Source organism: Allobosea sp. P5_A5 (assembly GCF_056400625.1).
In genome coordinates, this window is the sequence record NZ_JBFUKY010000022.1 from 1 (window position 1) to 8,367 (window position 8,367).

11 protein-coding genes and 1 pseudogene are annotated in these 8,367 nt (G+C 62.2%); 7 read left to right on the forward strand and 5 right to left on the reverse strand.

All coding sequences use genetic code 11. The annotated features are described in order from the left end of the window. A partial coding sequence (locus AC1DR6_RS22785) for a transposase (RefSeq protein ID WP_476827808.1) occupies nucleotides 1–175 on the reverse strand: 175 nt, incomplete at its 3' end. A gap of 107 nt (nucleotides 176–282) precedes the next feature. On the opposite strand from AC1DR6_RS22785, the gene AC1DR6_RS22790 reads away from it, so the two are divergent. From AC1DR6_RS22790 to AC1DR6_RS22815, 6 genes and pseudogenes are all read left to right on the forward strand, one after another. Further along, nucleotides 283–666 (forward strand): hypothetical protein, encoded by a 384-nt coding sequence (locus AC1DR6_RS22790; protein ID WP_476831554.1) that lies wholly within the window; start codon nucleotides 283–285, stop codon nucleotides 664–666. A gap of 65 nt (nucleotides 667–731) precedes the next feature. Then, nucleotides 732–1,658 (forward strand): annotated as a pseudogene (locus AC1DR6_RS22795) (formylglycine-generating enzyme family protein). A 45-nt stretch (nucleotides 1,659–1,703) separates the two neighbouring features. Then, nucleotides 1,704–2,060: a sulfatase-like hydrolase/transferase gene (locus AC1DR6_RS22800; protein ID WP_476831555.1), complete on the forward strand. Its 357-nt coding sequence runs from the start codon at nucleotides 1,704–1,706 to the stop codon at nucleotides 2,058–2,060. 135 nt (nucleotides 2,061–2,195) lie between these two features. Then, the gene (locus AC1DR6_RS22805) at nucleotides 2,196–2,555 is read left to right on the forward strand and encodes a hypothetical protein (protein WP_476831556.1); all 360 of its coding nucleotides are present in this window, start codon (nucleotides 2,196–2,198) and stop codon (nucleotides 2,553–2,555) included. Further along, complete coding sequence (locus AC1DR6_RS22810) at nucleotides 2,476–2,880, forward strand: sulfatase-like hydrolase/transferase (protein WP_476831557.1); 405 nt, start codon at nucleotides 2,476–2,478, stop codon at nucleotides 2,878–2,880. The genes AC1DR6_RS22805 and AC1DR6_RS22810 overlap by 80 nt, the downstream gene beginning before the upstream one ends. Beyond that, a complete protein-coding gene (locus tag AC1DR6_RS22815; RefSeq protein ID WP_476831562.1) occupies nucleotides 2,877–3,281 on the forward strand; it encodes a hypothetical protein in 405 nt (134 codons plus the stop codon). Before AC1DR6_RS22810 ends, AC1DR6_RS22815 begins: the two co-directional genes overlap by 4 nt. 231 nt (nucleotides 3,282–3,512) lie before the next feature. Here AC1DR6_RS22815 and AC1DR6_RS22820 read toward each other — a convergent pair whose 3' ends face one another. Together AC1DR6_RS22820 and AC1DR6_RS22825 are read right to left on the reverse strand one after the other, a co-directional pair. Then, nucleotides 3,513–4,430: a dihydrodipicolinate synthase family protein gene (locus AC1DR6_RS22820; RefSeq protein WP_476831563.1), complete on the reverse strand. Its 918-nt coding sequence runs from the start codon at nucleotides 4,428–4,430 to the stop codon at nucleotides 3,513–3,515. After that, on the reverse strand, nucleotides 4,427–5,767 hold the full coding sequence (locus tag AC1DR6_RS22825; protein WP_476831558.1) for an MFS transporter: 1,341 nt from the start codon (nucleotides 5,765–5,767) through the stop codon (nucleotides 4,427–4,429). The genes AC1DR6_RS22820 and AC1DR6_RS22825 overlap by 4 nt, the downstream gene beginning before the upstream one ends. 169 nt (nucleotides 5,768–5,936) lie before the next feature. On the opposite strand from AC1DR6_RS22825, the gene AC1DR6_RS22830 reads away from it, so the two are divergent. Further along, on the forward strand, nucleotides 5,937–6,620 hold the full coding sequence (locus AC1DR6_RS22830) for a FadR/GntR family transcriptional regulator (RefSeq protein ID WP_476831559.1): 684 nt from the start codon (nucleotides 5,937–5,939) through the stop codon (nucleotides 6,618–6,620). 286 nt (nucleotides 6,621–6,906) lie between these two features. Here AC1DR6_RS22830 and AC1DR6_RS22835 read toward each other — a convergent pair whose 3' ends face one another. Together AC1DR6_RS22835 and yghU are read right to left on the reverse strand one after the other, a co-directional pair. Next, nucleotides 6,907–7,476, reverse strand: coding sequence for a glutathione S-transferase family protein (locus tag AC1DR6_RS22835; protein ID WP_476831560.1), 570 nt, complete (start codon nucleotides 7,474–7,476; stop codon nucleotides 6,907–6,909). Nucleotides 7,477–7,663: 187 nt separating this feature from the next. Further along, nucleotides 7,664–8,367 (reverse strand): glutathione-dependent disulfide-bond oxidoreductase (gene yghU / locus AC1DR6_RS22840; RefSeq protein WP_476831561.1); only part of this gene is annotated, 704 nt, incomplete at its 5' end.

Here is an 8,367-nt window from a genome sequence, read left to right on the forward strand (position 1 = left end):
GCGGCCCGTAATCGGGCGGCGCATCGATCCAGCGCCCGCCTGACTTGAGGACATGGACGATCCCGCTGATCACCCGGCGGTCATCAACACGCGGTTTGCCACGCGTGTCCGTCGGCAAATGCGGTGCGATCCGCGCGAATTGCGCATCCGTGAGCCAGAAACGATCCCGATTCATCCGGGCCTCCTCCGGGAAGCCGTGAATCATACAGAGCCAGCGGTGCCAACCTCTTTATGGGTCCGAGCCCTAGGGTCGGTGCCCGAGTAACGTCCCAAAGCCCCGTTATGGCGTTCATCGATACGGCAGAGACTTTCGTCGCCGCGGAGATCTCCCAAAATAACGCGCGCTATGTACAGTCCGGCCGGCCTGTCGAGGCAACATTCAAGTTCGAACCCGGCGCGATCCACAACGGTCACGTGGTTGCAGTCCTCCAGGCGCTGTCAACGGGCCAGACGGCGGCGGGGGGACGAGCCGTGACGCCGGGAGAGATTTCCGCCGCACCCCTCGTCGTGCGCATTCAGCTCGATGATCCAGAGGTCGCGCGTCGATTGCCCGCCGGGAGCACCGGGACGGTAGCGATTTTCATGGAGCGCGCTGCGATCAGCCACACCATCCGCAGGGTCATTTTGCGGCAGATTGCCATCCTCAACTACGTGAATCCATTTTAGGCGGGGGGCGCTGAATGGCTGTGCTTCTAGCCGAGTCAGGAATTGAAAGAGGCGCTCGGCCGGGAATGGCGTGGGTTCCCGGTGGCCAGTTCCGGATGGGCTCGGACGGCCATTATCAAGAAGAGGCGCCAAGCCATCAAGTAACTGTCGATGGCTTTTGGCTAGATGAAACTCCGGTTACCAATCGACAATTCCGGATTTTTATTGAGGCAACAGGCCACGTCACGATGGCCGAGACGTCTCCAGACCCGAAGGACTACCCGGGTGCCCTGCCGCACATGCTGCGCGCGGGCTCGCTGACGTTCGATCCCCCGTCGCACCCCGTCGACCTGCGCGACTGGTCGCAATGGTGGAAGTTCAGGTTCGGGGTGACCTGGCGCAAGCCCTATGGCTCCGGGTCATCGATCAAAGGGCTCGACGACCATCCGGCCGTGCACGTCGCCTATCGGGATGCCGCGGCCTACGCCGCATGGGCAGGCAAGTCGCTGCCGACAGAAGCCGAATGGGAATTCGCCGCATGGGGCGGTCGCGAGGGGGCCGAGTTCGCGTGGGGCGACGAGCTGACGCCGGATGGGCGCCACATGGCCAACACCTGGTAGGGCGACTTCCCCCACGAAAACACGAAGGCCGACGGCTTCGCGCGGACCTCGCCAGTAAAGGCCTTCCCGTCGAACGGTTACGGCCTCCACGACATGATCGGCAACGTCTGGGAATGGACCTCGGACTTCTGGTCGGTGCGTCATCGGGGCGATGCGCCCAAGGCCTGTTGCGTCCCGCAAAACCCTCGTGGCGGACCGGAGGCCGCCAGCTTCGATCCGAGCCAGCCTGCGATCCGGATCCCGCGCAAGGTCCTGAAGGGCGGCTCGCATCTGTGCGCGCCGAACTACTGCCGCCGCTATCGCCCCGCCGCCCGGCATGCCGAGCCGGTCGACACCTCTACCAGTCATGTCGGCTTCAGGTGCGTCGTCAGGGGTGCACCGAGGTCGGATTAGGATTCGCTCACCGCTCGACGAGCGCCAGCAAAAGGGGACGTACAGATGAAGCACCTGCTCAAGGCTATTCCTCTCGCTTTCACGCTATGCGCCGGCACGGCGATGGCGCAGACCCCAATCCCGGCCAAGCCGAACATCGTCGTGATCTGGGGCGACGACATCGGGATCTGGAACGTCAGCGCCTACAACCGCGGCTCGATGGGGTACAAGACGCCCAACATCGATCGGATTGCGAAGGAAGGTGCGATCTTCTCCGACCATTACGGGCAGCCGAGTTGCACCGCAGGCCGTGCCGCGTTCATCACGGGCCAGTTGCCGATCCGGTCCGGCATGACGACGGTTGGGCTGCCCGGTGCCGCGCTTGGGCTCAGCCAAAGAGCGCCACGCTCGCCGAGGTGCTGAAAACCCAGGGCTACGCGACCGGTCAGTATGGCAAGAACCATCTGGGAGATCGGAACGAACACCTGCCCACCGTGCACGGTTTCGACGAGTTCATGGGTAATCTCTATCACCTGAACGTCTCCCGAAGAGCCGGAGATGGACGGCTACCCGTTCGACCCCGCTTTCCGAGCCAAGTACATACCGCGCGGGGTGCTGCGTTGCACCGCAACCACTGTCGAGCCTGCCGGCGAGGACCCGCGCTATGGCAAGTGGGGCAAGCAGAACTGCACCGACACCGGACCGCTGACAAAAGCGCGGATGGAGCGGGTCGACGAGGAGTTCATCGAGGGCGCCTCAAAGTTCATGGAGAAGTCCGTCGCGGACCAGAAGCCGTTCTTCCTTTGGCTCAACACGACCCGAACACGCGTTCACGCGCGTGCCCTCGTCCTACAGGGAGCGTTGCAGGACGATCACCAGCGGCGACGATCCGCACTGCGCCGGCATGCTCCAGCATGATGAGAACATCGGCACGGTCCTGAAGAAGCTCGACGACATGGGCATCGCCAACAACACCATCGTCATCTACTCGACGGATAACGGTCCGGAGCATTCGACCTGGCCGTACGGCCACCACGCCCTATCGCAGCGAGAAGATGACGACCTGGGAAGGCGCGGTCCGGGTTCCGGCTACTGCGCTGGCCTGGCCACGTGGCGCCTGGCACGGAGCTCAACGGCATCCAGTCCCATGAGGACCTGTTCACCACACTGGCCGCCGCCTGGGGAGCGACCGACATCAAGGAACGTCTGGCCAAGGGCGACGATCTGGGCACGGGCGTCGTGAAGAAGAACTATATCGACGGCATCGACAACACCGACTACTGGACCGGCAAGTCGGACCACTCTAACCGCAACCACTTCATCTACTACGCCGAGGACCACCTTCAGGCGATCAGGCTCAATCAGTGGAAGCTGCATTTCTCGACCCGCGACGGCTACTACGGTAACACTACCCATCTCGACGTGCCCTCGGTCTTCAATATCCGGCAGGACCCCTTCGAAAGCTACGATCAGGCGCCTGGCCCGAGGGCCCTCACGACGCAGGGCCATACCTATGTCGGCTACCAGATCCAGGACATCATCGAAGCCCACGTGAAGTCGCTCGTCGAGTTCCCGCCGGTCCAGCGCGGCACCTCGTTGAGCATGGATGTCCAGATGCAGCAGATGACGAGAACCAAACAGTAAGCTTTTTTAGCCACGGCGGCTCCGCCGCCGCTGTGGCTAAAGCAGAAGTTGGTGTTCCGCTCGAACCTGACGTTAGAGCTTTTGGTAAATAGCGCCTGCCTAGGTGAAGCGTTGCGAGCGCCCGAATAGGCGGTCAATGAGATGCCTAAAACCAGGCAGCAACGGGCGAGGCCGCAGGCGCCTTTACGGATTACCGAAGCAAGCAGTGGGATCAGTCACGGCTAATTGACTTCATTTACCGAACGCTCCCATTCGCTCGGCATGGCTTTTGACCAATGAGAGGCCAAACTCGGTCGGCTGCATCGCCGGTGCCCGGTCGAAGGTGGGCAGCCCAGCCCGGGCGGTGAACAGCCGCTTGCCATAGCAAATCAGATGCTCGAGTCCCTGCATCACGAAGGTGATGGCGGGAAGGACTTGGGCATACATTTCCTCAGCCTCAGCCTCCTTCCCAACCCGGAAATGCTCGTAGATGCGCACAGCGTGATCGATGCAGTCGGGCGCAAGAATGAATCCGGCGCAACCGGCACGAAGCCCGTCGATCAGTTCGAGGCCCGCACGTCCATTAAACACAGGGATGCGTCCTTCGGTTACCGCGATGACCCGTTCGATCTCGACGGCCGTTCCCTCGCCTTTGAGCAAGCTGATGGCAGGATAATCGCGGGTCAGGATGCGGATATCCTCGCTCGTCAGGCCGCGCCCCAAGAAACCCGGAGCGTTCTGGATCGCCACCGGGATAGAGCTTGCTTCCGCGACGCGGCCGAAGAAGCGGATATATTCACCAGCCGCAAAGCTTCCAACGGCAGGGGGCTGCAGGATCACCCAATCGGCGCCGACACCTTCCGCATGGCGCAACTGACTGATCTGCTCGGCCACCGAGTTGCCATAGATCGTGAACGCCAGAGGAACGCGCCCTCCCGTATCTTCGGCAACCCAGTCCATCACGGTCCTGCGTTCGGCTTCCGAAAGCTTGGCGACTTCCGTCGCCAAGCCGAGGGCAGCCATGCCATGAACACCGGCTGCGATGCATAGCGCAGTCTGTCGGCGCATCGCATCGCGATCCAACCTCTCGTTCTCGTCGAACAGAGCATAGGCGATGGCGTGGATGCCGTGCAGCGCTTTGCGGTCCGTCGCTTCGTTCATGACGGTCATCGCGCAATGGTTTCCGTTTGAGCGATCGAACCGCCCTGTGCGAGGTCCGGAGATCGACGGCGTCGCGCGAGCATCGTTCCAAGCAGCCCGCCAGCCACAAGCGCGGACGCAACGACCAGAAGGGCGATGTTGAAGCTTCCGGTCGAGTCCTTGATCCATCCGATCACCGGGGGAAGGCCGAGTCCGGCCAAGTTCGCCACCGCGTTGATCAGCGCAATCGAGACCGCAGCAGCGATGCCGGAAACATGTTCGGTGGTGACTGCCCAGAAAATCGGGATAGCGGCCCAGTTGAGGCCGATTGAAAGTGCCAGCAGCAGATAGGCGACGGGCGGATGATCGGCGAGTTGAACCGCGGCGCAAAGAACAAGGCCGGCCAGAACCAGCGGTAGCCCAAGATGGAACGCCCGCTCGCCGTGGGTATCCGAATGACGTCCGTTGAAGAACATGAAGATGCAGGCCAGCAGGAACGGGACGGCCGATAGCAGGCCGACGGTCAGGTTGCTTTGGCCTGAGACCGATTTCACGATCAGCGGTAGGAACAGCGTGATGCCGATGGTTCCAAACGCCTGCAGGAGCCAAAACAGCGCGAGCAGCCAGACTTTGCCGCTGGTGAAGGCCTGACGCCAACCAGCGGTATGCGACACCGGTGTCGCCGATCGCTCCGCCGCAAGGATTTGCTCCAGCCAGTCTCGTTCCACCGGAGCCAGCCACGAGGCATCGGCGGGTCGGTCGGTCAGGACTTTTAAGGTGACGAAAGCGAGCAGAACTGCCGGAACGCCCTCGATCAGAAACAGCCAACGCCAGCCGCTCATCCCGTACCAACCATCGAAGCTGAGCAGCAGGCCCGATAAAGGCAGACCGATCACTGACGCGAGCGCCGCGCCAATATAGAAAAAGGACATGGCATTGGCGCGTTCCCGCGATGGGAACCACCGCGCCAGATAATAGATAACGCCGGGCGTGAAGCCGGCTTCGGCGGCACCCAGCAGAAGACGCATCCCGTAAAGCTGGTTCGCGCTTGTCACGAAAGCCATCCCGGCGGCGATGAGGCCCCAGGTGAACATGATCCTGGCGATCCAGCGACGGGCGCCAACGCGAGCCAGCACCATATTGCTGGGGATCTCGAACACGATGTAGGTCGCAAAAAAGATGCCGGCTGCTCGGCCGTACATCTCGGCAGTCAGGCCGAGTTCGGCATTCATCTGGAGAGCCGCCACCGAGATGTTCGAGCGATCGATATAGGCGATCAGGTAGAGCAGCATCAGGAAGGGCAGCAGACGCCAGCCGACCCGCCGCATTGTTTCCGCACGATCCACAGCGTTATCGACGACGGTCATCACTTCGATCCTCCCAGTTTACGCGTCGGTCTTGTGCCAGCGCTTGCAAACATCCGATGTAAAACATCCTATGTTTGGGTGACAAGTTGCTTCCCCTTGAGCCGGATGGATTTCAGAGGCATATCGCCGGCACGTTAGGACGCTCCTCCATCCGCATTGATCGAGGCCCATGACCAACCGCAAGCCCGCCCGGACCAGCAGCGTTGTCGATCGTCTCGGAATCGAGATCGTCGGTGGAACGCCTGCGCCCGGGGGGCTGCTAGCAGCCGAACCTGTTCTCGAAGCGCGTTTCGACGTCAGCCGTGGCGTCGTGCGGGAGGCCATCAGAATCCTGGCGGCCAAGGGGCTAGTCAGTGTGCGCCAGCGCCATGGCACCCATGTCAGGCCGCGCCATGAATGGAGCTGGCTGGATAGGGATCTGATCGGTTGGATCGCAGCCAGCGGTATCAGCAAGGCAGACATCCTTGCATTCGCTGAGGCGCGATCCATCATCGAGCCGGAAGCCGCCGCGCTGGCGGCCATACGCGCAAGCGATACCCAGCGAGACGCGATCAGCGCGGCCTACGCCGCCATGGTGCGTCATCGCGATGATCCAGCGCAGGCGATCTTGGCAGACAAGGCTTTTCATCTTACCGTGCTGGACGCCACGCATAACCCCGTGCTGCAAAGCCTTCATGGAGCCATCGACGCCCTGCTAGGCGCGATCTTCGACTTCACGGTCACGGTGTTCGAAGGCAATTTGGCCAATCACGGCGCCGTCGCCGCAGCTATCGCCCGCCACGACGCCGAGGCCTCGCGTAAGGCTATGCGCAAGCTGTTGAACTACACAGGCGACTATCTTCAATGTCGCTGATTGGCTCCCTTGCACGAAGAGCCGAACTCGGCGCGGTGCCCGAAACCGGACGTTGCGCGGTCACAAATATACTCGGTCGGGAACGTTTCAACGTCTCAGCCGGGGGGCAGGTAGCGCTGTTTACGGCGATAGATACTGTTTGGATTGGTCAGGCCACGCAGTTCCGGTTAGGCCGATCAGATCGAGGTTTCGGCGCCCACTGGCGCGCAGAGCACTCTGTCCTGGAACGAAGGCATCCTCCCTCGCTCGTCGCGGCGGGAAATTGCCGCGCGATGGGGGAAAGGGCTTATGCGATCGGCAATGGAAGAGCTGCTTTTGCAGCCTCGCGTGCGGCGATGGTTTCGTACCATCTTTGGAGCCGGGGCCGTTGTGCAGTTTCGACCGGCATGTTGAGCCAACGGTGCACGCTGGGACCCAGCACAAGTTCGGCCATTCCCAAACGTGCGCCGCCGATATAGCTCGAACCTTTGGCCAAATGGGCTTCCAGTATGTCCAGGAAATGCTCGGTCCGGATGATCGATGTTGCGATAGCGGCGGGGTCGGCCGTCGCCGGCTCGCGCATCAGGCCCCAGAACGCCGGCACCATCACCCTTTGCAGGTCTCCGAGCGCCCAGTCCATCCAGCGGTCGCCCTCGCTGCGCTTCGCGGGATCGTCTTCCCAGATCGTATCTTGGCCATACCGCGCCGCGATGTACTGCACGATGGCGTTCGATTCCCAGATCTGGACGTCGCCGTCCTCCAGCACAGGCACGCGTCCATTGGGGTTCTTCGCGAGATAGGCAGGCTCGCTGTTCCCACCGAACGCGCCGCCCACGTCGATCCGTTCGAACGCCTGGCCCGTTTCGCCGCGGCCCAAACTATTTTCTGCACATTAACCGAGCTCAAACGCCCCAGGATCTTCAACATCGCGATTGTCCTCCCGCATTCTTCTTTTTCTAAACGATCTGGCGATTCCTCGGCGCTCCAGGAGGCCAACGACCCGGAGCGCCTGGCGACCGGGGCGCCGACGGTGACGCGAATGCGTTTGCCGCGGCCGCCGATTGCTATGTCCCGGCGAGCTTTTCCTGGGTCTTTGTCGCGAAGTCGCCGGCGTCGTGGCGCTCTCTCAACTGGCTGGATGGCTCGCCGCTGGTGCGGTTCACCATGCGGCCACGCGCCACGGCGGGCCGGGCGAAGAGCTGCTCGGCCCAGCGGACGACGTTGGTGTAGTCCTTCACCGATAGAAACTCAGCCGCACCGTACTGCCAGCCCATCACCAGCCCGCCATACCAGGGCCAGATCGCCATGTCGGCGATCGTGTAGCTGTCACCGGCGATGAACTCGTGATCGACGAGGCGCCGGTCGAGCACGTCGAGCTGGCGCTTCACTTCCATGGCGTAACGATTGATCGGATATTCGAGCTTCGTCGGCGCATAGGCGTAGAAATGGCCCAAGCCGCCACCCAGAAACGGCGCCGAACCCATCTGCCAGAACAGCCAGGACAGGGTTTCCGCCCGCGCCGCCGTCTCCGTCGGCAGGAACGCCCCGAACTTCTCGGCGAGATGCATCAGGATCGCGCCGGATTCGAAGATGCGGATCGGGTTTGGTCCACTGCGATCCATCAGCGCCGGAATCTTGGAGTTCGGATTGACCTCGACGAACCCGGAGCCGAACTGGTCGCCGTCGCCGATCTTGATCAGCCAGGCGTCGTATTCGGCGCCTTTATGGCCGGCCGCCAGCAATTCCTCGAGCATGACCGTGACCTTGA